The 19,514-nt window shown below is 51.8% G+C and carries 22 protein-coding genes and 1 tRNA gene; 14 read left to right on the top strand and 9 right to left on the bottom strand.

The genetic code is table 11. The features are described from left to right. Window positions 1-34: 34 nt before the first annotated feature. The 5 genes from MUG09_RS08325 to MUG09_RS08305 all read left to right on the top strand — a co-directional run bounded on the left by MUG09_RS08325 (window position 35) and on the right by MUG09_RS08305 (window position 4,933). Window positions 35-1,132 carry a zinc-binding metallopeptidase family protein gene (locus MUG09_RS08325; RefSeq protein WP_244770952.1) on the top strand — a complete coding sequence of 366 codons (1,098 nt, stop codon included), beginning with the start codon at window positions 35-37 and terminating at the stop codon, window positions 1,130-1,132. Then, complete coding sequence (locus tag MUG09_RS08320) at window positions 1,129-1,896, top strand: DODA-type extradiol aromatic ring-opening family dioxygenase (RefSeq protein ID WP_244770951.1); 768 nt, start codon at window positions 1,129-1,131, stop codon at window positions 1,894-1,896. Before MUG09_RS08325 ends, MUG09_RS08320 begins: the two co-directional genes overlap by 4 nt. Before the next feature lie 5 nt (window positions 1,897-1,901). After that, the gene (locus MUG09_RS08315) at window positions 1,902-2,777 is read left to right on the top strand and encodes a PhzF family phenazine biosynthesis isomerase (RefSeq protein ID WP_244770950.1); all 876 of its coding nucleotides are present in this window, start codon (window positions 1,902-1,904) and stop codon (window positions 2,775-2,777) included. An 11-nt stretch (window positions 2,778-2,788) separates the two neighbouring features. Beyond that, window positions 2,789-3,079: a toxin-antitoxin system YwqK family antitoxin gene (locus tag MUG09_RS08310; protein WP_244770949.1), complete on the top strand. Its 291-nt coding sequence runs from the start codon at window positions 2,789-2,791 to the stop codon at window positions 3,077-3,079. Window positions 3,080-3,148: 69 nt separating this feature from the next. Beyond that, window positions 3,149-4,933, top strand: coding sequence for a bifunctional metallophosphatase/5'-nucleotidase (locus MUG09_RS08305; protein ID WP_244770948.1), 1,785 nt, complete (start codon window positions 3,149-3,151; stop codon window positions 4,931-4,933). Window positions 4,934-5,048: 115 nt separating this feature from the next. On the opposite strand, the gene MUG09_RS08300 is transcribed toward MUG09_RS08305, so the two are convergent. Both MUG09_RS08300 and MUG09_RS08295 read right to left on the bottom strand, forming a co-directional pair. Then, the gene (locus MUG09_RS08300; RefSeq protein ID WP_244770947.1) at window positions 5,049-5,234 is read right to left on the bottom strand and encodes a type II toxin-antitoxin system antitoxin; all 186 of its coding nucleotides are present in this window, start codon (window positions 5,232-5,234) and stop codon (window positions 5,049-5,051) included. A 24-nt stretch (window positions 5,235-5,258) separates the two neighbouring features. Continuing rightward, window positions 5,259-6,269 carry an SPFH domain-containing protein gene (locus tag MUG09_RS08295; protein WP_244770946.1) on the bottom strand — a complete coding sequence of 337 codons (1,011 nt, stop codon included), beginning with the start codon at window positions 6,267-6,269 and terminating at the stop codon, window positions 5,259-5,261. A 283-nt stretch (window positions 6,270-6,552) separates the two neighbouring features. Between MUG09_RS08295 and speA the strand changes: the two genes are divergently transcribed. The 4 genes from speA to MUG09_RS08275 are packed head-to-tail and all read left to right on the top strand — an operon-like array spanning window position 6,553 to window position 11,658. Next, complete coding sequence (speA, locus tag MUG09_RS08290) at window positions 6,553-8,463, top strand: biosynthetic arginine decarboxylase (RefSeq protein ID WP_244770945.1); 1,911 nt, start codon at window positions 6,553-6,555, stop codon at window positions 8,461-8,463. Window positions 8,464-8,466: 3 nt separating this feature from the next. After that, complete coding sequence (locus tag MUG09_RS08285) at window positions 8,467-9,672, top strand: saccharopine dehydrogenase family protein (RefSeq protein WP_244770944.1); 1,206 nt, start codon at window positions 8,467-8,469, stop codon at window positions 9,670-9,672. 3 nt (window positions 9,673-9,675) lie between these two features. Then, window positions 9,676-10,791: a carboxynorspermidine decarboxylase gene (locus MUG09_RS08280; protein ID WP_244770943.1), complete on the top strand. Its 1,116-nt coding sequence runs from the start codon at window positions 9,676-9,678 to the stop codon at window positions 10,789-10,791. A gap of 9 nt (window positions 10,792-10,800) precedes the next feature. Beyond that, window positions 10,801-11,658 carry an agmatinase family protein gene (locus MUG09_RS08275; RefSeq protein ID WP_244770942.1) on the top strand — a complete coding sequence of 286 codons (858 nt, stop codon included), beginning with the start codon at window positions 10,801-10,803 and terminating at the stop codon, window positions 11,656-11,658. Here MUG09_RS08275 and MUG09_RS08270 read toward each other — a convergent pair. The 5 genes from MUG09_RS08270 to thpR all read right to left on the bottom strand — a co-directional run bounded on the left by MUG09_RS08270 (window position 11,635) and on the right by thpR (window position 14,967). Continuing rightward, the gene (locus tag MUG09_RS08270) at window positions 11,635-12,060 is read right to left on the bottom strand and encodes a flavodoxin (protein WP_244770941.1); all 426 of its coding nucleotides are present in this window, start codon (window positions 12,058-12,060) and stop codon (window positions 11,635-11,637) included. The genes MUG09_RS08275 and MUG09_RS08270 overlap by 24 nt on opposite strands. Continuing rightward, complete coding sequence (locus MUG09_RS08265; RefSeq protein WP_244770940.1) at window positions 12,057-12,617, bottom strand: DUF3793 family protein; 561 nt, start codon at window positions 12,615-12,617, stop codon at window positions 12,057-12,059. The genes MUG09_RS08270 and MUG09_RS08265 overlap by 4 nt, the downstream gene beginning before the upstream one ends. Before the next feature lie 97 nt (window positions 12,618-12,714). Further along, a complete protein-coding gene (locus MUG09_RS08260; RefSeq protein WP_244775342.1) occupies window positions 12,715-13,542 on the bottom strand; it encodes a tetratricopeptide repeat protein in 828 nt (275 codons plus the stop codon). Window positions 13,543-13,585: 43 nt separating this feature from the next. Next, complete coding sequence (locus MUG09_RS08255; RefSeq protein WP_244775340.1) at window positions 13,586-14,359, bottom strand: class I SAM-dependent methyltransferase; 774 nt, start codon at window positions 14,357-14,359, stop codon at window positions 13,586-13,588. A 50-nt stretch (window positions 14,360-14,409) separates the two neighbouring features. Beyond that, window positions 14,410-14,967 (bottom strand): RNA 2',3'-cyclic phosphodiesterase, encoded by a 558-nt coding sequence (thpR, locus tag MUG09_RS08250; RefSeq protein WP_244775338.1) that lies wholly within the window; start codon window positions 14,965-14,967, stop codon window positions 14,410-14,412. Window positions 14,968-14,999: 32 nt separating this feature from the next. Between thpR and MUG09_RS08245 the strand changes: the two genes are divergently transcribed. Continuing rightward, window positions 15,000-16,358: a family 4 glycosyl hydrolase gene (locus MUG09_RS08245; protein ID WP_244775336.1), complete on the top strand. Its 1,359-nt coding sequence runs from the start codon at window positions 15,000-15,002 to the stop codon at window positions 16,356-16,358. A gap of 44 nt (window positions 16,359-16,402) precedes the next feature. On the opposite strand, the gene MUG09_RS08240 is transcribed toward MUG09_RS08245, so the two are convergent. Then, window positions 16,403-16,475: transfer RNA gene (locus MUG09_RS08240), tRNA-Met, on the bottom strand. Between the two features lie 95 nt (window positions 16,476-16,570). On the opposite strand from MUG09_RS08240, the gene MUG09_RS08235 reads away from it, so the two are divergent. Genes MUG09_RS08235 through MUG09_RS08220 form a run of 4 tightly spaced genes read left to right on the top strand, consistent with a single transcriptional unit; the run spans window position 16,571 to window position 19,034 of the window. Further along, window positions 16,571-16,780: a zinc ribbon domain-containing protein gene (locus MUG09_RS08235; protein ID WP_244775333.1), complete on the top strand. Its 210-nt coding sequence runs from the start codon at window positions 16,571-16,573 to the stop codon at window positions 16,778-16,780. 13 nt (window positions 16,781-16,793) lie between these two features. Further along, a complete protein-coding gene (locus MUG09_RS08230) occupies window positions 16,794-17,633 on the top strand; it encodes an aldo/keto reductase (protein WP_244775331.1) in 840 nt (279 codons plus the stop codon). A gap of 41 nt (window positions 17,634-17,674) precedes the next feature. After that, the gene (locus MUG09_RS08225) at window positions 17,675-18,451 is read left to right on the top strand and encodes a YesL family protein (RefSeq protein WP_244775329.1); all 777 of its coding nucleotides are present in this window, start codon (window positions 17,675-17,677) and stop codon (window positions 18,449-18,451) included. 1 nt (window position 18,452) lies between these two features. After that, on the top strand, window positions 18,453-19,034 hold the full coding sequence (locus tag MUG09_RS08220; RefSeq protein WP_244775327.1) for a CYTH domain-containing protein: 582 nt from the start codon (window positions 18,453-18,455) through the stop codon (window positions 19,032-19,034). On the opposite strand, the gene MUG09_RS08215 is transcribed toward MUG09_RS08220, so the two are convergent. Next, on the bottom strand, window positions 19,019-19,513 hold the full coding sequence (locus MUG09_RS08215; protein WP_244775324.1) for a heme-degrading domain-containing protein: 495 nt from the start codon (window positions 19,511-19,513) through the stop codon (window positions 19,019-19,021). The two genes, MUG09_RS08220 and MUG09_RS08215, sit on opposite strands and share 16 nt — an antisense overlap. Window position 19,514 lies beyond the last annotated feature (1 nt).

Raw genomic sequence — 19,514 nt, 5'->3', positions numbered from 1 at the left:
TGTGGTAGGGTGAAGGCGAGAAGAGGAGACGTGGATGCATTCCATCGAGAGCCTGCTTGCAACCCTTGCTGTCAAACGGAGCTTCGGATCGAAAGAAAACGACCAGCTTCTCTCGTTCTGTGAATCGTATAGCGCCTCCTTGGGGTATGAGGTTCAAAGCCAGGACGTATCCTCGCACTCGTGGGGTGGTTCACTCTCCTTCATCACCCTCTGTGAAGAGAGTTGCACCGTTCTTCCATCCCCCTTTTCCCCTGCTTGCACCTTGAAGGCCCCGCTGTTGTTTGCGTCCAAGCCTTCGATGCTCTCTTCGTTGGATGCACGATCTTCCATCTTGGTGTTGCACGGAACGATTGCTTCACAACCGATTGACAACCCCACCTTGCTTTCTCAGCTTGTAAGCACGAAGGCCAAAGCAATAGTCTGTCTTACCGGTTCCCATGCAAGTACCGGTCTCTCCCCGTTTCCGCTTATCAGAGAAGCAGGTTTTCCCATTCCCAGTTGCTACGCCCCTGCCTCTTTGCTTGAGTCTTTGCTGCAAGCCAAGGAGGACCGACTCATCGTTCCCCTCCAGATTTTCAGTGAGGTGAAAGCGTGTGAGGGCCGGCAGTTGCTGTGTTTCCTTCCCGAGAAGAGGCCGACCCTGTTGGTGACCGCTCCTCTGGACAGTACCCATGCCGGTGCCGGCGCCCTGTTCCATGCAAGCTCGATTGCAGTCATGCTGCATCTGATGAGCCAAAAGTTGAATCCTGGTGTTGCTTTCCTGTTTTCCAACGGCCAAGCCTATGGCCGGAAAAAAGGAACGGCTGCATTTCTTTGTGCGAACATACAACCGTGTGAAGAAGTAATCAGCTTGACCGGTCTGGGATGCAGGCAATCCCAGCTTGCATTCCAAGGTCAAGAATCTTCTCTTGCTTCGTATTTACAGGCTCAGGGTCTGCCGTCAGTCAACACTCTGCTGCAGCATTTTGACTGTGGACTGCCTGAGGTGGTACTGACTTCGTCCAATCAGAATATGCTCTCATGTGTACGCGATACTCAACTCGATACCCGTTCCTGCATCGATTTGGAAATCCTTGCAAAGCAGACACAAGCCATTGGTGATATACTTGTTCACTACAGGAGGCCTGTATGAAAGCCCAAATATTGTACATATCGCACGGCGGCGGCCCTATGCCCATTCTTGGTGACAGGTACCACCTGCGAATGGTGGATTTTCTGAAAGGGCTGTCGACCAAGCTGAAACGACCCGACGCCATTGTGGTGCTCAGCGCCCATTGGGAGTGTCCGAAGCCCACGTTGCTTTGTGCACAAAACCCAAGCTTGTTGTACGACTACTATGGGTTTCCCGAGGAAGCCTATCAACTGCGTTATCCATCACCTATGGCTGTAGATCTTGCAAACCATATTGCATCGTTGTTCGAGGATGCCGTCCTGGATGATACGCGTGGTTTCGACCACGGTATGTTCATCCCCCTGAGCTTTCTGTACCCCGATGCAGATATTCCCACAACCCAGCTTTCGCTGCTCTCATCCCTGTCGAGCCGGGAGCATTGGAACATGGGGGAGGCCCTCAGACCCTTGCTCGATGAGAATATTTTATTCATCGGTTCGGGATTCAGCTTTCATAATATGCGTCTGTTCTTTCAGGATGACGACAAGCAGAACCATGCGTTCCAGGAGTTTCTCATCAACACCTGTACTGCAGACCTACCGATTTCCAAACGAGAGGAAGCCTTGGTGGCTTGGCAGCAAGCTCCCTACGCCCGCTACTGCCACCCCAGGGAAGAGCACCTGCTGCCGTTGCATGTCTGCTGCGCTCTTGCCGGGGAGAAAGCCGAATTGGTGTTCGATGATGAGATTCTCAAACGCAGGTCAGTCGGCTTTCTTTGGAGGTAGCAGCAATGGAGGACCGGACGGTTTGGCAGGTTGATGCATTCACGACATCCCCTTTCAGCGGCAATCCTGCAGGGGTTGTCTACCCCTGTGACTCGCTCACTGCCGAGGAGATGCTGAAAATCAGCAGGGAGTTGAACAACAGCGAGACCGCATTCATTCAAAGACTCGACGGTTGTGATGTGCAGCACATCCGCTTCTTCACCGTGAAACAGGAAGTACCCCTCTGCACTCACGCCACGGTGGCAAGCTATCATGTGCTCTCTACCAAACTGGGCTTGAAGAGCGGGGAGTACCGCATGCAGTGCAAGGCTGGTTTGCTTCCTGTCAGTATGGAGAGTATGCCTGCCCATCCCAGAATAAGGGTCACCCAAAAAGAAGGTCATTTCGGTCCCCTGCTTACCGAAGAACAGATTATGAAATTGATCGAAGCATTGCAATTGAAGCCTGCGTCCTTTTACAAGGATCTTCCTGTGCAGATTGTCTCCACCGGCAACGCTAAGGTGATGGTCGGCCTGAAAAACAAACACGAACTGGATGCACTGTCCCTTCGTCGTGAGGTGTTGATTGCACTGGGTGAAGAACTTGGCGTTCCTGGGTTCTATCTCTACACCTTCGACCAGGCTGATGAGCAGATTACCGCCCATACCCGTATGTTCAGCCCTGGAAGCGGGGTTGAGGAAGATCCGGTTACCGGCAATGCAGCAGGAGCCTTGGCGTTGTATTTGAGTAGATATACCAATCGTATGCCCGAGGGGCGGGCATCTTTCATGCAAGGGGAGGCGATGGGGCGTCAAGGTGTGGTTTCCGTTATCGTGAACCAGCTGTATGCCACGGTGCTTGGACAGGCATGCACCGTGTTTGAGACACACCTGTTACTATAGGAGGAAGGTCTATGCAGAAAGAGAACCAGTATGCGAATGGACAGGTCCAGCAAAGTCAGTCCGGCAACATTCTGACCTACTATTTCAAGACGGGCATTGTCAAGGCGCAAGGTCCGCTGAAAGAGAATCTGATGGACGGCCAGTGGAACTTCTACCGGGAGAACGGGATTCTCTGGCAGGTGGGCAACTTCAAGAAAGGGGTAAAGCACGGCTCGTGGGTGAGGTACAACAAAGTTGGTGCATTGGAGTATGAAGCTCACTTCGAGGAAGGCAAGGAAGTTTCAAAGCGCCTCTATCACTAAGGTTTTCGGCAGTAGATACTGCTTAATCACACAAATCGGTTGCCTGGCAACCGGAAAAAGGAGTGCATGATGAACAAGAAAGGATTGAAAACAACGGTTCTAGTGTTGCTTTTGTTCTGCCTTTCGTTGAGTTTCCTGGCATCTCAACCCACCATTGAGATTCCCAGTGCTCAGAACCTCGTCATTCTGGCCACCACCGATTTACACGGTAATGTATGGGGGTTCAGCTATGAGAATGACAAGGACACCACCAACAACGGCATGGCCAGAATCGCCACCTATGTAGAGCAGGTGCGACGAGAAGAGAACAATGTCGTGCTGGTCGACAACGGCGATACCATCCAAGGCAACATCATGACCGATGACCTGTACAACAAGCGCGAGGGGGAGCACCCGGTCATGCGTGCGATGAACCTGCTCGAGTACGATGCCATGACGCTGGGCAACCATGAGTTCAACTTCGGCCAGAATCTTATTTCCCGCATCCAAGCGCTTGCCAACTTCCCGATTCTTGCAGCGAACCTTGCCAGGGTCGATGGAACCATGGCAGCCAAGCCGTATACCATCATCGAGCGGTCAGGTATAAAAATCGGCATCATCGGTCTTACCAATCCCAACGCGCCCCGCTGGGATGGTGAGAAAACCGATCCGTTCATCTATGCACCCGTAGGACAGGCCGCGCGCAGGGTGGTGGACATCATCAAGGACAAGGTCGATGTCATCGTCGTAGTCTCGCATGTGGGGATCTATCCAGAATATGACGAGGAAGGCGGCAGCGACGGAGCGAACAGCATCCTGGAGCTTTGCCCCGAGGTTGATGTCCTGATCGTCGGCCATGACCATAATGCGATCAAGGAAATCCGCAAAAATACCGTCATAGGCGGAGCGAGGAACCTTGGAAGGGAGGTGATCCGCATCGATCTGGCACTCAACGAGAAGCGCGAGATTGTCGACCGAAAGATTGAGCTGGTCGATATGGCTAACTATGAACCAAGCGATTTCATCCGCAAGAACGCCTTCATCGCCGAAGCACACAAGGCAACAAGGGACTTCATCTCCGGTGGTGCTCCCTCGGCTGATGGAAAGCCAAGCGGCGGCATCTTCGGTAAGGCTTCTGTTGATTTCCAGCCGAAGAATGAGATTCTTGGAATTCCCGAAGGCAAGCTTCGCGATACCGCGGTCATGGATTTGATCAACACCGTGCAGCTGATGAACAGTGGTGCCGATGTTTCAGCCGCCGCCCTGTTTGCCGACACCAGTGATATTCCCAAGGGTGACATCAATTATGGAACCATCTTCGGCATCTACAAGTACGACAACACCCTCTATCGCGTTGAAGTTACCGGTGCCGAGCTGAAGGCCTACATGGAGTGGTCTGCAGCTTGTTACAACCAGTGGAAACCGGGTGACATCTCGATCAGCTTCAATCCGGAGAAACCCGGATACTTGTACGATATGTTCAGTGGAGTCGACTATGAAATAGACCTCTCCAAACCGGTGGGAAGCCGCATCCGCAATGTGATGTTCAAGGGAAAGCCGCTTGCCAACGACCAGCGTCTTACCCTGGCAGTCAACAACTACCGCTACTCATCGGCTCTGAAGGCCCAAAAATTGGTGGCAGGAACGAAGGAGTGGGAGAGTCCAAACTCCATCCGCGACATGCTGGTTGAGTACATCAAGGCACAGGGTACCATCACCCCAAAGGTGGACAACAACTGGAAAATCACAGGTGTAAATCTTGCCTCGCCGTATCGCGACCAGGTGATCAAGATGGTCAACGAAGGCAAGCTCGAAGTACCGTATGCCAAGTCGCTGAATATCGATGAACTCAAGAAACAGGGTGTAATCAAGTAGGAAGCAGAGAGCATCGATACATCGATACATTGGAGGCGGCGGCAATGCCGCCTCCGCTTCGATGCAAGAAAAACCCTCACCCGAAGTGGATGAGGGGAGAACTTCCATAAAGGCTTCACGATTCAATAGGCTCTTCCTCGAATGCCTTGTTTCTGCGCTTTTTGACGGCATCGGTGAGAAGGTACTCAATTTGCCCGTTGATCGAGCGAAAATCGTCATCGGCCCATTTCGCCAACTCTTCCCACAGTGATGACGAAAGACGCAGCAATACTTGCTTCTTCGCTTTATCCTTTGCATCCATACGTCATCATCCTTTCCCGCTCGATTAATAGAGTGAGCCGCTGTTTACAATAGGCTGGACATCACGGTTGCCGCACAGCACAACCATGAGGTTGCTCACCATCGAAGCCTTGCGCTCTTCATCAAGGGTGACCACGCCGTTCTTGTTCAACTGCTCAAGGGCCATTTCCACCATGCCGACAGCACCTTCCACAATCTTCTGTCGTGCAGCAATGATGGCCGATGCCTGCTGTCGCTGCAACATGGCTGCAGCAATCTCCGGTGCATAGGAGAGGTGGGTGATCCTGGCCTCGATGATCTGTAGCCCTGCAACTTCAACCTTTGACTGAAGTTCACGCAGCAGGTCCTGCGCTACTTCCTTGCTGCTGCCGCGCAGAGACTTCTCATCCTCATCCTCATCCGAATCGTAGGGAAACAGGCGTACGACGTTGCGGAGCGCCGAATCACACTGGATGGAGAGATACTCCACATAGTTGTCTACGCTGAACACGGCCTTTGCCGTATCGACAACCTTCCAGATGACCACCACACCGATGATGATCGGATTGCCCAATGCATCATTGACTTTCTGCTTGTCATTGTTCAACGTCATTGCTTTCAGGGAGATTTTCTTCTTGGGGAACTGGATGGTGTAGGCCGTAGTGGTTTTCCCGCCCTCAGTCTTTACCTCGGGTTTGGCCGTTGCACTTGAAGAGTCGGGACTCGAAGCCGGATTTATGGCACTGACAAACGGATTGACCCAGAAAAAACCCTCTTTCTTGAGCGTGCCGTAGTACTTGCCGAACAAGGTGAGCACCAACGCCTCATTGGGTTTTACTATCTTGAGTCCGGCGTACAGTACGGGACCGACAATAAAACCATAGAGCGAGCTTGCCGTCAGGACAAGAATGCGCAGGAGTGTAGGCATGTCGGCTGCCACACCGTAGATGAAGAGAAAGAAGCAGAGAATGATCAGGGCAGTGTTGATCAACAGGAATGCCAGTCCATGTGCAGCTGTGTTCAATACTTTCTCTTGGGAATAGACAGGTTCATTCATATGAACGCCTCCGATGTGATTCATAAAGATATTAAAATGATATCAATTAGATAATCCACTCTTTGTAAGGTTTTGTCAAGCGGAGTGCTCACGCAAGATGTGTAAAAGGTGTGTTCCATCTTTATAATATGTTTTATGAAAAGGGTAAATTCTAATGCAAAAGACACTATGCCAAAGGGCTTTATCCATACTTCGTACGTCTTCCCCAGTGAAATGCTAGGCTCTGTGTGCATCACTCCCTTTTTCTGCTATAGTATGAGAGAATAGCAACAAGGGAGAGCCTATGGAGAACTGGAACATTCATGATGCCGAGAAGCTGTACCGAATCAATGATTGGGGGAACGGCTATTTTCATATATCGGAAACAGGCGAGGTCGAGGTCAGGTTGAAGGACAAGTCTCCGCAATCGTCCATCAGCCTGCTCTCCATCGCCAAAGGATTGCAGGAGCGGGGGCTCAAGCTTCCGGTGCTTCTACGCTTTTCCAATATTCTCGATGATAGGATCCAACACATCAACGAGAGTTTCCTGCATGCCATACAGGATGCCGGCTACCAAGGAACCTACCGCGGGGTCTATCCGATCAAGGTCAATCAACAACAACAGGTTGTCGAGGAGATTTGCAAATACGGACAGCAGTACCATCACGGACTTGAGACCGGCAGCAAAGCCGAACTCATCATCGCCCTTGCACATATCGATGACCCTGAGGCGTATATAATTTGCAACGGGTACAAGGACGAGGAGTACATCGACCTGGCTCTCAAAGGCTTGCAGCTGGGCATCAATACGGTGTTGGTTGTCGAGATGCCGGGCGAGGTAGGAATCATTCTGCAACGTTCGCGCGCCTTGGGCATCAAGCCCAACATAGGGCTGAGAATGAAGCCCTCGACGATGGCAAGCGGACATTGGACGGACAGTGGGGGGGATCGAAGTGTCTTCGGGCTGAATACGACACAGGTCATCCAGGTCGTCGACCGGCTCCGCAAGGAGAACATGCTTGACTGCCTGAAGCTGCTGCACTACCACCTGGGCAGCCAGATTCCCAATATCCACGACATTCGTGTAGGTGCGACCGAAGCGGCCCGGTTCTATGCCGGCTTGGTGCAGGAAGGCGCTCCCATGGGACTTTTGGATATCGGCGGCGGGTTGGCCATCGACTATGACGGCAGCCACTCCAACAGCCCCAACAGCAGAAACTACACGACCAAGGAGTATTGCGACGACGTGGTCGAGGAGATTATGACGATCTGCAAGGAGGAGAAAATCAGCCACCCGACCATCATCAGTGAGTCGGGAAGGGCCCTTGTCTCCTACTATTCGGTTTTGTTGATGAATATCCTGGATACCAACGTCTTCTGGGATGGGAAGAACGGGGAGGAGGTTGTTTACGACCAGATGCTGATGCCTGCACTGGAAAATCTGTTGTATGTACGCACCATGCTCAACGAGAAGAATGCCCAGGAGTGCCTCAACGACCTGAACTATTATCGCGAGGAGATTCGTAACAAGTTTCTGTACGGCAAGGTCAATATGCGCGAAAGGGCGGCCGCCGAGCATGTGTACTGGTCGATAGTAGCCGAGATCCAGCAGAAGTACGGCGATATCCATGCAGCGGAAATTCAGAAGCTGGAACACCAGCTCTCCGACATTTACTACGGAAACTTCAGCCTGTTTCAATCGCTTCCCGATGTGTGGGCGATCGATCAGCTGTTTCCCATCATGCCGATCCACCGCTTGGAGACCAAACCCGACCGCAAAGCCGTCTTGTCCGACATCACCTGCGACAGCGAGGGGAAAATCGACAAGTTCATTACCGCCAAGGGAGTGAGCGACACCCTGGCCCTTCATACGCCAAAAGAGGATGAAGACTATATCCTCGGTGTGTTTTTGGTAGGTGCGTACCAGGAGACGCTCGGGGACCTGCACAACCTTCTCGGTGATACCAACGTCGTCTCCATCACCTACGAGGATGGAAATTTCAGCCTTCACAACGAGCTGGAGGGTGATACGGTGGCCGATGTGCTCAGCTATGTCGAGTACGAACCCAAGCGTTTGGAAACCATGATTCGTACCAAGGCTGAGAAGGCTGTGCAGGAAGGCAGGATTACCGTGCAGGAGCGGAGAAGGATCATCTCAGCCTATACAGCGGGCCTGAGAGGGTATACGTATTATGAAACAGACCAAGAGGAGTAAAGAATGCAGAAGAAACGCTTGATGATCATAGGAGCCGGTGGAGTCGGCAATGTGGCTGTGCGCAAGTCAGCCCGGATGGAAGATGTTTACGAAGAGATTCTACTCGCCAGCAGGACCAAGGCGAAGTGTGACGCCATAGCAAAGGAAGCGGGTCCGGTACCTGTTCGGACCGCCTGCATCGATGCAGACGATGTTGATGCATTAGAGCGCCTGATCAAGGAGTTCAAGGCCGATATAGTCCTCAATGTAGCACTGCCGTACCAAGACCTGACCATTATGGAGGCGTGCCTGCGCTGTGGGGTGCATTATGTGGATACCGCCAATTATGAACCAAAGGACGAAGCGCATTTTGAGTACTCCTGGCAGTGGGCGTACAATGAGAAATTCGAGAAGGCAGGCCTGACAGCCTTGCTTGGCTCGGGCTTCGACCCCGGGGTGACCAATGTATTCACCGCCTATGCCGCCAAGCACTATTTTGATGAGATGCACTATCTGGACATCGTCGATTGCAACGCAGGCGACCATGGCAAGAGTTTTGCCACGAACTTTAACCCTGAGATCAATATCCGTGAGATCACCCAGCCGGGAAGGTATTACGAAGAAGGGACATGGAAGAGGACCCAGCCGCTTGAAATCCATCAGAACGTCGATTATCCCCGGATTGGATCCAAGGAGAGCTACCTGCTGTTCCATGAAGAACTTGAGTCGCTGGTGAAGCACTTCCCGACGCTCAAGCGTGCGCGTTTTTGGATGACCTTCAGTCAGCAGTACATCACCTTTCTACGAGTGCTTGAGGAGGTCGGGATGACCAGCATCGAGCCGATCAACTACCAAGGTATGGAGATCCAGCCGTTGCAGTTTCTCAAGGCTTTGCTTCCTGAACCCTCTTCCTTGGGACCGAACTATCAGGGCCAGACTTCAATAGGATGCCAGATCAGAGGTGTCAAGGATGGAAAGGAACGCACCCTCTTCATCTTCAACAACTGCAGCCATCAGATGGCGTATCAGGATGCCAAAGCCCAGGCTGTCTCCTATACCACCGGAGTTCCTGCCGCTCTTGGGACCAGTTTGGTTGCACGAGGGATTTGGAAGAAAGGGGGCGTATGGAATATGGAGCAGTTCGATCCCGATCCGTTCCTTGCCGAACTGGGACCACTCGGCCTGCCCTGGGAAGTCGTAGTCGATGGCAAGCTTGCCTTTGGAAGGTAGGCGATGTTCGATACCAACCAGATAAGCCATACCCCCGCCTTTGTCCTGGACTATGGGCGCTTTGAGAAGAACCTTCAGCTCATCAAGGACCTGCAGCAGCAGGTCCCGGTCTCTTTTCTCTTCGCCCTGAAGGGCTTTGCCATGCATGCGGTCTTTGCCGAGCTTGCAGAGACTGCATGCGGTGCCACCGCTTCGTCGTTGAATGAAGCACTCTTGGCCTCGCCTTATTTCGGTGAAGTCCATGCGTATGCTCCGGTGTATCAGGATCGTGAGTTTGAGACGATTGCCAGGATTGCCAAGCACATCACGTTCAATTCTCTCTCGCAATATGAGAAACACAAGAACGATTGTCCAAACGCCAAGAAAAGCCTGAGGATCAATCCCTTGTACTCAACAGTGGAAACACCTTTGTACGATCCCTGCGCTCGTGGATCGCGTCTTGGCGTGCTGCCCGAGGACCTTGAGGTGCTGCCTCATGGCATCACAGGCCTGCATGCACACAATCTCTGCGAAAGCGGAGCCGGCGAGCTGGAACAAACACTGGTCTCCATAGAGAAGCATTATGGACACCTGCTGCCCTTCATCTCGCATCTTAATCTGGGAGGAGGGCATCTGGTTACCAGAAGAGGGTATGACCTGGAGCTTTTCAAGGCGATTCTTACATCCTTCTCCCTGCGCCATCCTCATATCAAGCTCTACGTGGAGCCCGGTGCGGCATTTGTCTGGGAAACAGGGTACCTGGCGACCAGGATAGTGGATATCGTGCAGAACAGGGGCATTACGACCTTGATGTTGGACTCCTCGTTCGCTGCACACATGCCCGACTGTCTTGAGATGCCCTATTGCCCGGTGGTAGTCGGGGCGAAGCTCACAAAAGAGGGTGGATATAGACTGGGTGGCTGCAGCTGCCTTGCCGGCGACTGGGTGGGTTCCTATGAGTTTGAGAAACCTCCCAAGGTCGGGGACATGCTCATGCTCTGTGATATGATGCACTACACCATGGTAAAAACCACCATGTTCAATGGTATTGCTCTTCCTGATATTGGCATAGTACGCAACGGTCTGTATCAGATTGTGAAATCCTTCGGCTTTGATGACTATCAAAGACGGCTCTCGTAGGAGGCTGTGATGCAACACTGGTTCTTGGACTCTGAATTCCCCAATGCCGATGCCAAGTCTGCTGCATTTCATGTAATTCCCTTCCCTTTGGAGGAGACTGTTTCCTACATGGGAGGGACAAAGGAGGGGCCGCGGGCCATCATCGAAGCTTCCTCACAATTGGAGCGACTGGTGGAAGGGTACGGGAATCCAGGCAGCCTTGGAATTCATACAACAGACCCGATTCCCGCCAACGGTGGGGTTGAACATTCGATACAGCTTGCAAGCAGCGCGATGCAGAATGCCCGGTTCTGGAATGCCATTCCCGTTCTGCTGGGAGGGGAGCATTCGGTAACCAATGCAGCCTTGGATATGTTGTTGAGCAGTGGTGAAGTCGGAGTGCTGCAATTTGACGCCCATATGGATTTACGCGATACCTATGAAGGAAGCAAGTTCAGCCATGCTTGTGTCATGCGGCGTGTGGTGGAGGCGGGAATCCCTCTCTTTCAAGTGGGAATCAGAAATTACAGCGAAGAGGACTTGGCTGCAAGAGAGCAGTACAAGGTAGGGTATTACGATGCATCAACGCTCTATCGAAGAAAGGATGCATCGGGCTTGACCCTTCCTCCTACCTTTCCCAAGAAGCTTTATATCACTTTCGATGTGGATGCATTTGATGCATCCCTGATGAGTGCAACTGGAACGCCCGATCCCGGTGGGCTTTTTTGGTGGGATGCCGTCACCCTGCTTGAAAACCTGACTGAGGGAAGGACAATCATAGGCATGGACGTGGTGGAGCTGGCTCCGAATCAACTCCACCATCCTAGCTATACCGCAGCCAAGCTCGTCTATTTCTTGATGGGTTTAGCGAGCAAGCGCAACACCTAGGGCTTTCGCCTCCTCGAGGGCGTTCTGGTCGGGAGTATCCAAGGCGATTACGGGCTCTGCGGCCAGAATCGCTCCGCTTTCAACGGTCGTTTCTTTCCACAGCCTCATCCACTCGCCGTCCCCCCATCCGTAGGAGCCGAACAGAGCCACCTTTCTCCCTGCAAGGTGTTCCAACAGCGATTCAAACATCGGCTCGAAGACTTCATCCTCCAAAGCCTCGCTGCCCATGGCAGGGCAGCCGAAGGCAAAGGCATCGTAGCTGTCCAGCATATCCGATGAGAACATGCCTGCACTGATGACCTTCACCGACGCTCCTGATTCCTGTGCGCCCTCGACCAAGGCATTTGCCAAGGCTTCCGTATTGCCCGTACCACTGTAATACACAACTGCAATCTTTTTCATACCTGTATCCTTCTCACCGTCAATTCCTCGAGCTTCTTTCCTCTTTTATGCATCTCGAGGTACAGACGGGTGCATTTCTTATATTGTGCGAATACTTTCTTCGCTTGCTGTACATCGGTATACACCTTCCAGCATCCATCACATTTGCCGTCACAGCCTTTGTTCCGCATGAAGGCTTCTACATCGGCGGCGGGGTAACCGAGAAACAAACCTATCTCGTGGGGGAACTGGGCCTCATGCTCGAGGCGGTGCATCAAATGACCCAACGACTCTCTCAGCGGGCAGAGAGGATATCCCAAAGGACAGAGCAGGTGTTGGACATCCTGTTGCATCAGACGCTGCTCCAAGAGTTGCGGACGATGAACATACATCAAATACAAATCCTTCTTCTGCTGCAATATGGTGACCACCACACCCTTGGGATTCAGCTTTATATTCCATTGCTCAACCGACTGCAGCAAATCCTCGATATCGGTGGTCCTACAGCTGATAAGGCTGCCCACCTTCAGTGACGCAAGGGTGGGGGCTGCAAAGCGTATGATAAGTTCGTCTGACACGGCCTTCCTCGATGTATAATAGGTTAGCCAAGGCTAACAACAACTCATTTGTACACAACCCGAAGGATTTGGTCAATACCTATAATAATAGTAGGAATTAAATTTTCGTACCATCGACGACGCCGACGAGCTTTCTCATCTTCTGCGCCAAGGAGGATGCAGGACCGAAATGCTTGTTCGCCTGGTTGTGCGCCCAATGGTAGAGCACGACGGCATCATCGAAATTACCAAGCTTGCGGTAGCAGCGACCGATATGCACCAGCAGCCCGATCTTCTCAGCCTCGGTGGCAAACTGCTCATCACTGTCCAAATACGATCGTACGACCAGGTAGTGATCCAGTGCCTGCCGGTACTTTTTCATTTTCTCATAACAGTAGGCAAGTCCGCACCGGGCCATGACCGCCTGGCTGGAAACGGAACCGGACAACTCCTCCAGCAGGGAGAGAACATGCTTTCTGATCACCAATTCCTGTGAGTAAAGTTCCTTGGCGTGATGGATATCCGCCTGCAAACAAAGGACGTCGATGTAGAGGTCGTAGCTGGGGCCGTTCTCCTCCGACCAGCTCAGGGAGAGCAGTTGCGTTGCAATTCCCTGTGCTTCCTCACTCTGGGAGTCGTCAAGATAGGAGAGCCCAAGGGCCACAAGTGCTTCCAGGGTTCTTTCATCCTCGTCGCCGTAGAGGTTCTGATTGGTCTGATAAATCTGTTGGGCGATCTCCAATTCACTTGAGGTGTCACGAGCCTGCAGATAGGCCATGTTCAACTCGCTCATCAGCACGACATACTGCGCATTCATCGGTCCGTTGGCATTGAAGTGGGCGATGCGCTGCTTCTCAAGATCGGCAATCTGCTGATGGATCTTGGCAAAATAGATTGGGTCATCGAGCTCACTGGTCAATAAGAGTCGTGCAAAATAGTTTTCCATGTACTCAGTATATACATCTTGTATGCCGATCAACAAGCGTTTCTCAGGGTTTGCGGGCTCGAAGAGCCAGGTAGCAGTCATGTACGTAGCTGTCCATCATCATACAGCCGCTGGTGTCGGTATAGAGGTCTGTGATGGAAAAGCCGCAATCGGTCACCCCTCCCAAGAGGTCTTGGAGGGTGTGACTGAATTCCACGGTATCGTGTTTCTGCATTCGCTTTTGAAGCTGCTTCTCACTCAGGCTGGACAGGTCTGAGTAGGGAAGGGTGTATTTGACACGAAGTTTATTTTTTAAAGCTTGTTTCTCGTCGAACATATACAGCACAGGATTGGTGACGGAAGTAAGAAAGTACCCTTTCGGCTTTAAAATCCTGTAGCAATGGCGGTACATGGCCTTCACGTCGTCGATGAAACAGGAAGAGGTTGGGTTATAAATGAGATCGAACGAAGCGTCCTCGAAACATGAGAGGTCTCTCATATCACCTCGAACCAATTGCATGGAGAGGCCTAGTGTATCGGCATAGGAGGCATCCTGGGCAAGTTGCTTTTTGGAGACATCGAATACAGTCACTTCCGCCCCGGCCAAACTCAACAGTACAGCCTGTTGGCCTCCGCCCGATGCCAAGGCGAGGACCCGTTTACCCTTGAGGTCGCAGACCCAGGAAGGAGGGACTTTCTTGAAAGGGGAGAGAACCATGTCCAGGTCTCCCTTGCGCGCCCTGTCGATCTGCTCCTGCGTGCAACCATCGGTCCAGATATTATTATGACCGACCTCCCAATCCCAGGCTTTAGCATTTTGCTCAACATATGTATCCATGGCCAGACCATAGCATACAAACACATTCGATGCAATGAAGCAAAATTCAACTAGTTTTCCAATAAAAAGTTAGAAGCCAATGGTGTATAGACGAGCACGTTCTCCACCTGATGGGAGAGCATCAACCGAATTGCTTGCGAGGTGCAGGAAAAAGGAGAGAAGGACGGGAGCTCGGCAATGCGGGCATTGCGAAACAGTGTAACATGGGCGGCAAACGAGGTATCGGATATGGGCACACGGCTTTTTATCAGGTGCTCAACCAACATCGATTGAAGATGCAATAGCTCCACATTACGCTGGATACCCAGCCAAATGACGTCTCCCCCGCTCTTGGTAAACCGTCCGAGATGAGAAAATTGCAGATTGATCGGAGTGTTTGGCAGCGCCGCCACAATCTCTTTGAAGAGCGGAAGCAGCCTTGGCTCCTGGTTCCCCAGAAAACTAAGTGTAAGGTGCAGGTTGTGTTTTGCGCTTTTTCGGCCTTTCTCAAGCAGGGGTACAAGCGAGTCCTGGATGCTGGAAAGCCTGGACAGCGTCTGCTCGTCGAAGGTGAGTGCGTAGAAGAGTCTCATGGCTTGAGTATAGGCTTTCGCGATTGGAAAAACCATACTATTATTGAAACAAGAGGAGACAAAATAGTATGCAAATTGCACTCATCGGGGCGGGTAGTGCTCAGTTTGGCTTGGGTACGTTGGGTGACCTGATGCAGAGTAAAAAGCTCTATGGGAGTACCATCAGGCTTGTGGATATTCATGAGAAGGCCCTCTCTACTGTATGTGATACGGCATCCGCCTTTATCGAGGAGCACAAACTTCCTTTTACCGTGGAGGCGACAACCGACCGCAAGCAAGCGTTGGCAGGCTGTGATGTAGTAGTCATCTCCATCGAGGTGGGCAATCGTTTCGCCCTCTGGGATGAGGATTGGACGCTTCCCCAGCAGTACGGGATCAACCAGGTCTATGGTGAGAACGGGGGACCCGGGGGAATATTTCACTCGCTCAGAATTATCCCGGTGATCATGGATATCTGCGACGATGTCGTTGATATCTGTCCCGATGCCTGGGTGTTCAACTACTCCAATCCAATGACGGCCATCACCACCACTGTTCTGAGAAAGCACCCGGCGCTCAAGTTTGTCGGCCTGTGTCACGAGATTGCAAGTCTTGAGCGGTATCTACCCTCCATGTTGCACACTCCCTTCTCCAATCTGGACCTGCGCAGCGCCGGTCTGAATCACTGTAGCGTACTGCTTGAGGCACACTATCGCGATTCAGGCAAGAATGCCTATCCGGATATCCTTGCAAAAGCTCCCGCTTTCTTTGAACGAGAGCCCGGTTACTCGGATATTCTTTCCTACGTGCTGGAACATCAAGCAGAGTTCGAAACCGAAGGGTCGACCACTCGCTCCTTGCCTGAAGGCATGAAAAGCAAGAAGGCATGGGCCGACCGTACACTGTTTCGACATATCCTGGAAACCTACAAGCTTCTGCCTATCACCGTCGACAGCCATCTGGGTGAATATATCGGATGGGCGGGCGATGTCGCAGACCATAAGGGAATCAAGGACTTCTACAGCTTGTACCGCATGATGCTGGCAAGAACCAAGGTGTCCATCGAGTTGAAGGTGCATGAGCGTCTGGTCTATATCCTGGAAGGAATTCTCGACAACAGCGGGTATGAGGAGATTGCGGTGAACATCATGAACAACAACCTTATCAAGGAACTGCCGCCCTGGGTTGCCGTGGAGGTTCCCGCCCGTGTCTACGCCAAAGGATTGAAGGGAATCGTATTCGACTCCTATCCCAAAGGCTTCGCTTCCCTGCTTCGCTCGTATTGCGGGGTGTACGATCTTACCGCCGAGGCCGTCCTGCACAAGAAAAAGGAGTACGTCATCCAAGCCTTGCATGCATGTCCGATGGTGCACTCTGTTGGCAATCTATCCGAATTGGTCGATGGTATGATTCAGAGGCAGAACCGTTGGCTGGGTTATTTGAGTTGAGAAAGAGGAAGGCCTCCTTGGAATTCCAAGAAGGCCTTTTGTAGTAGCGGCAAAGGGACTCGGACCCCTGACCGAACGGATATGAGCCGTTTGCTCTACCAACTGAGCTATGCCGCCGTAACAACTCTTGCACTATAGCCAAAGGCCTTTGGTTTAGTCAAGAGGGTTTTTATCCCTTTTTTCTGTAGCAGTTCCGTGCTAGAGTAGTACCCATGGAAAAACAGCAGTATGTATGTCCCAAATGCGGTTGTACCCACTACGAGAGCGACCGCTTCCAGGCTACAGGAGGCAATTTTGCCAAGATTTTCGATGTGCAGAACAAGCGGTTCGTAACCATCAGTTGCAAACAGTGCGGATATACCGAACTGTTCAAGCAAAGTGAGCAGACCGGTTGGAACATTCTCGATTTCTTGACCAACTGAACAAGGAGCTAGTATGAACTCTCTTCTCTTGAACAACCAAGTAGCCATTCCGGTTATTGGATATGGAACCTGGCAGATAGCCGATGGCCGAGAGGCCTATGAAAGTGTCAGGTATGCCTTGGAGACCGGTTACCGGCATATCGACACCGCCGCAGCCTACCGCAATGAGATAAGCGTAGGGAAGGCGATTCATGATAGCGGTATTGCACGGAGCGAGATTTTTCTGACCACCAAATTGCATAATGACGACCACGGCTATGAAGAAACAAGAAAAGCTTTTCTTGCAAGTCTGTCCGACCTTGGAACCGAGTACGTCGATCTTTACCTTATTCACTGGCCCAATCCCATTGCATCCAGGGAGAACTGGAAAGAGGCGAACAGCGGCAGTTGGAAGGCGATGGAGGAGTTCTACGAACAGGGCTTGGTCCGCGCAATAGGCATCAGCAACTTCTGTGAACGGCATATCGATGCTTTGCTTGAGACGGCAGGCATCACACCGATGGTCAATCAAATCCGGCTTTTTGCCGGTGAACAGCAATCATCTCTGGTTGCCTATTGCCATAGCCTGGGAATGGTGACAGAGGCCTACAGCCCCTTGGGTACCGGTGCCTTGCTTACAAGTCCGCTTATTCAGGAAATTGCATCGGAAGTGAAGAGGAGTGCAGCCCAGGTATGCCTTCGCTACAACCTGCAGAAGGGACATGTGATTCTCCCCAAGTCGGTAACCCCCTCCTCGATCAAGCAGAACCTTGAGCTTTTCGATTTCACCCTGAACGAGAACCAGATGAAAAGCCTCGATGAAATGCCGAACATATGCGGGCCGACACGTAATCCCGATGAAGCTCCGTTCTAATCCCTCTTGCTTTCAAGCTCGTGTATGAGTACTCTAGTACCATGACTGGATTCTTTCTGAAAAAAGCGTTTTTCGACGGCTGGGACAACCTCATTTCGATGGTTGTCCTCAATCTTGGGTTTCTCCTGCTTCTGCTCGCATTCATGGGCAGCATGTCGCTGATGGGTACCAATACAGTCCTTGCTTTGCTGGCCTTGTTGGCCAGTGCAGGAGTATTCTCCTTCTACAGTGCCGGAGCTGCAGCTTCGACGCACGCCTATGCAAAATATGAACGTCCCGGCTGGGAAGGTTTCAAGCGTGGCATTCGCGAATCGTGGCGCCATGCCCTGTTCTATTGGCTGTTGATCGTACTCGATGCAACCCTCATCCTGTTTGTCATTCCATTTTATCTCAGCTACGGCAATGCAATCGGTATGTTGCTCAGCGTCCTTCTATTCTGGTTGTTCATGGGCTTGACCCTGGCATTGTTTTACTACTTTCCCCTGTTCTTTCTCATGCAGGGCGACAGACCGACAAAAACACTGAAGAAAAGTTTCATCATTGTCTTTGACAATCTCTTTTTTACTTTGTTCTTCGCTGTCTATCAGGTGGTCAACCTGGTGTTTTCAGCACTGCTCGCCGGTCTTGCCCCTGGTGTCACGGGCATGCACCTTGCTTCCAGCGATGCTGTGAAGCTCTTGATGCTCAAGTACGACTACCTGGAAGAGCATGCAGATGCCGATAGGAAGCACCTGCCTTGGGATGAGCTGCTGTATGAGGAACGCGAGTGCGTCGGTCACCGTTCATTGAAGAACATGATTTTCCCTTGGAAGGATTGACATGGGCATCGAGGTGGAGCTGAAAGCACATGTACGGGACCCGATAAGCCTGAAGATAGAATTGGAGGCGCTCAAGGGCATCTCTTCACCGCGCTGTGAGTACAAGGAAGATGTATACTACTGTCTGCCGAACGAGGATGCCCTCTTTCGGCTCAGAAGGGAGAGCAGCGGATCCACTTTTTCTGCGTTGGAAGGCCAGCTTGTTTTCACCAGAAAATACAAAACGCTGAAGGACGGCATCGAGGTGAATCAGGAACTGGAGTTCACCTCACATGACAGCCAGTTTGAACAGGCCCACGCCTTCTTCTTGTCGCTGGGATATGAAATCTACATCCGCAAGACCAAACGGGGTTACGCGTACTCCTATTCGATTTCCAGCGAACTACCCGCATTGCATCTTGAACTGGTGGAGGTCCCCCCATTGGGATGGTTCTTGGAAATGGAGTTCGTTCTCACCGATGAAACGAAGGTCCCCGTAGCGAGGACCTTCCTGCTAAACATGCTTGAAATGCTCGGCATCGACCAAGCCGACATTGAAAGCAGGTACTATATGCACCTGCTTGCTTCTCAGTCTACCGGATAACGCGGTACATCCTCGACCACCAGATATTTGCTGATGCATCGGATCAACACCTCGTGATCCTCGACGTCCCTCAGGCCCGAGACCATTGCAGCTGCAACACATCCCACACCCTCTACAAAAATCGGGAATCCACCGCCGCACGCAACAAACAGGGCTGGGTCCAATCCGCGCTCGGCAAGAGTCGCCCCCCGCTTCTTCAAGAACAAGGAGTAGCGAAGCGTACTCATCTCAAAATGCTGGACGGTGCGGAATTTGCGGTCTATCCACCCGTCATTACCCAGATTGGTTCCCTCAAGGGCATAGTGGAACAGTGTCTTCCCACTCAGTGCCTTGATGGAGATGGCAATCTTCAAGTCATTGTCCATTGCATCGGCAACAAAGATTTTTCCCAGTTCCCATGCATCCTCACAGGTGAAGGTCTCAAACTTGAGCAGTTCTTCCTGTGCCATCAAGATCGCCATTCTCTCTTCCAATTCCATT

The sequence above is a fragment of the Sphaerochaeta associata genome, assembly GCF_022869165.1.
Lineage (GTDB): Bacteria > Spirochaetota > Spirochaetia > Sphaerochaetales > Sphaerochaetaceae > Sphaerochaeta > Sphaerochaeta associata.
The sequence above is the reverse complement of the archived record's forward strand: the minus strand, read 5'-3'. Positions and strand labels throughout refer to the sequence as shown.

Excerpts from the sequence above, each read along its gene's own strand:
- MUG09_RS08325 (WP_244770952.1), top strand. The coding sequence starts at position 35 with ATGCATTCCATCGAGAGCCTGCTTGCAACCCTTGCTGTCAAACGGAGC.
- MUG09_RS08320 (WP_244770951.1), top strand. The coding sequence starts at position 1,129 with ATGAAAGCCCAAATATTGTACATATCGCACGGCGGCGGCCCTATGCCC.
- MUG09_RS08315 (WP_244770950.1), top strand. The coding sequence starts at position 1,902 with ATGGAGGACCGGACGGTTTGGCAGGTTGATGCATTCACGACATCCCCT.
- MUG09_RS08310 (WP_244770949.1), top strand. The coding sequence starts at position 2,789 with ATGCAGAAAGAGAACCAGTATGCGAATGGACAGGTCCAGCAAAGTCAG.
- MUG09_RS08305 (WP_244770948.1), top strand. The coding sequence starts at position 3,149 with ATGAACAAGAAAGGATTGAAAACAACGGTTCTAGTGTTGCTTTTGTTC.
- MUG09_RS08300 (WP_244770947.1), bottom strand. The coding sequence starts at position 5,234 with ATGGATGCAAAGGATAAAGCGAAGAAGCAAGTATTGCTGCGTCTTTCG.
- MUG09_RS08295 (WP_244770946.1), bottom strand. The coding sequence starts at position 6,269 with ATGAATGAACCTGTCTATTCCCAAGAGAAAGTATTGAACACAGCTGCA.
- speA (WP_244770945.1), top strand. The coding sequence starts at position 6,553 with ATGGAGAACTGGAACATTCATGATGCCGAGAAGCTGTACCGAATCAAT.
- MUG09_RS08285 (WP_244770944.1), top strand. The coding sequence starts at position 8,467 with ATGCAGAAGAAACGCTTGATGATCATAGGAGCCGGTGGAGTCGGCAAT.
- MUG09_RS08280 (WP_244770943.1), top strand. The coding sequence starts at position 9,676 with ATGTTCGATACCAACCAGATAAGCCATACCCCCGCCTTTGTCCTGGAC.
- MUG09_RS08275 (WP_244770942.1), top strand. The coding sequence starts at position 10,801 with ATGCAACACTGGTTCTTGGACTCTGAATTCCCCAATGCCGATGCCAAG.
- MUG09_RS08270 (WP_244770941.1), bottom strand. The coding sequence starts at position 12,060 with ATGAAAAAGATTGCAGTTGTGTATTACAGTGGTACGGGCAATACGGAA.
- MUG09_RS08260 (WP_244775342.1), bottom strand. The coding sequence starts at position 13,542 with ATGGAAAACTATTTTGCACGACTCTTATTGACCAGTGAGCTCGATGAC.
- MUG09_RS08255 (WP_244775340.1), bottom strand. The coding sequence starts at position 14,359 with ATGGATACATATGTTGAGCAAAATGCTAAAGCCTGGGATTGGGAGGTC.
- thpR (WP_244775338.1), bottom strand. The coding sequence starts at position 14,967 with ATGGTTTTTCCAATCGCGAAAGCCTATACTCAAGCCATGAGACTCTTC.
- MUG09_RS08245 (WP_244775336.1), top strand. The coding sequence starts at position 15,000 with ATGCAAATTGCACTCATCGGGGCGGGTAGTGCTCAGTTTGGCTTGGGT.
- MUG09_RS08235 (WP_244775333.1), top strand. The coding sequence starts at position 16,571 with ATGGAAAAACAGCAGTATGTATGTCCCAAATGCGGTTGTACCCACTAC.
- MUG09_RS08230 (WP_244775331.1), top strand. The coding sequence starts at position 16,794 with ATGAACTCTCTTCTCTTGAACAACCAAGTAGCCATTCCGGTTATTGGA.
- MUG09_RS08225 (WP_244775329.1), top strand. The coding sequence starts at position 17,675 with ATGACTGGATTCTTTCTGAAAAAAGCGTTTTTCGACGGCTGGGACAAC.
- MUG09_RS08220 (WP_244775327.1), top strand. The coding sequence starts at position 18,453 with ATGGGCATCGAGGTGGAGCTGAAAGCACATGTACGGGACCCGATAAGC.
- MUG09_RS08215 (WP_244775324.1), bottom strand. The coding sequence starts at position 19,513 with ATGGAATTGGAAGAGAGAATGGCGATCTTGATGGCACAGGAAGAACTG.